At 36.5% G+C, this 2,007-nt stretch carries 1 protein-coding gene; it reads right to left on the bottom strand.

The features are described 5' to 3' along the window. Nucleotides 1-147 precede the first annotated feature (147 nt). The coding region (locus DW103_RS17810; RefSeq protein ID WP_147381252.1) for a TlpA disulfide reductase family protein at nt 148-2,007 on the bottom strand (1,860 nt) is incomplete at its 5' end.

Genomic DNA, 2,007 nt, shown 5'->3' with positions numbered 1-2,007 from the left:
AAGTCAGTGGGCAAATATAAGAATATATATTGTAATAGATAACATAAAATATATAATTATCAAGGACTATCATATCTCAACCAAGTGACAATATGTTCATCATTTGAGTATTTTGTAATCGAAACGATATACCCCATCTCCTATAGGTTATTCTTTATTTTCTTGTTCTTTCTCCAATAGCTGGAGTAAGCCATATTCAAGATTAAAATAATACAAATTTTCTCTCAAGACACGTCCTTCCCTATTCAGTGTTACATAATGAGGAATTCCGTTGAAATGGAACAGCTCTCTCAAATAATGATAGTCGCTTGCGGGAATACGGTAGCAATCTTCATCTTTCAAATTTTCTTCTACATATTTCACATAATCCCGCTCCGGTGATTCGTCTTCACTGGTGATAAAGACAAAAGCTATATCTTTACTGCCCTTGTACTTTTTACGTAACTCCGCAGACCATTTAATTTCTCCCCGGCAAGGTCCGCAAGTGGTAGCCCAAAAGTCGACCATCAGGTATTTTCCTTTATATTTATCCGCGATTTTAGTAAAGATTTCTTTTCCCTTTCCTTCAGGCAATATGAAACTTCCGCTTTTATCGGCATAAATCTTGTTATACATATTATCGCATTCTTCACTCAAAAACGGAATAGAAAGATTTGCTTTCAGACCTTCGATAAATCGTTTGGACAATTCTTCATCTTCTAAGAACGACATTGTGGAATTTAAACTTCTTACTTGCGCAATTTGTAAAGCAAACGGGATTTTATCTGTTCCCAAAAACGTCTTCAACCGATTAGCTGTCTGTTCATAATCTTTTATTATCGAGCTTACCAAATCTACATTCCCTCCTTTATCCATAAAAAAATAACCACGAGAAAAAACAAGTCTCATATATTCGAATCTATTAATGAAAGAGCTAAAATGGTTGCATGCCAAAAATGTATAATCATCCAAAGGCATTTGTTTCAAAAAATCGTAATAAGAATCGTCTTCCTTTACTTTCAGCACTTGAGTTGTTGTGTCTACCATGGCCTCATCATTACGCATTCTCACAAAATCAAGCATATTTCCAGCATGTCGCAAGAAAGCCGAATTACGGAGCATACGGGCAGCTTTGAGTGAATAATTATCTGCTCGGATAATAGAGTCCGCCATATTTTCCCATTCGGCAAGGACATGACTTCTTTTTTGACTATATTGTTCGGGAGTCAGTTTTTTGTAATCATCTAGAGCCTTATAATCGTATCCGAATAAATTCTGTGTCTTAGCAATCCCCCGGCAAATAGAAGCCGATTCCCCCATGTAACATAAATCTTTTACAAATGTAGCATTATCCCAAGTACGCACAAAATCCGTCAAACTCTCATAATCAACAAACACAGTAAGTTTTTGCCCGGGTTCCAGATAAAAAGGAATTCCGCCATTACAAATAGACATAGATAATGAAACCGGATGTATCAATACTAATTTACACTCGAAACGTCCGTCCGGATGAATAGTCACGACAGTGGGGTAATCATCTCTTGTAATCTCATTATTCAAATAAATCAGCCCGGTAGAAAAGCCCAATACCGGATCATATCCTTTTAAATAGCCTTGTATATAAGCTGTATCCTTACGGAAGAAATCGGTAAAATCCTCATTAGACGGAGTTGGCTTTAATTGATTGTTCGGTTTTTTTCCGCACAGGATCTCTTTATTTTGCTCTGAGACAAGACATAGTCCATTCTTTTGCTGCATCAAATCCAACCGGCAAGTTCCGGTTTCGTTCTCCAATGTTATCAGATAACGTTTCCCTTTCTTTTTGAATTCTTTATAATTCCAGTATTCATTTTTATAAATGGCCAATGAATCATACAAGCCGATTATCCATTCGTTTTTACCATCTTGGCTAATCCAATTTCCATAAAGCTCCTGTTTTTTGTCTTTTTTTTGAGGTTTCAAAGATATGCCATACGTATGGGCGTCATCAAACTGTCCTATCCAATTGATGTGAGTCGTGGTCGCTGG

Source organism: Parabacteroides sp. AM08-6 (genome assembly GCF_003473295.1).
Classification (GTDB): Bacteria; Bacteroidota; Bacteroidia; order Bacteroidales; family Tannerellaceae; genus Parabacteroides.
The sequence above is the reverse complement of the archived record's forward strand: the minus strand, read 5'-3'. Positions and strand labels throughout refer to the sequence as shown.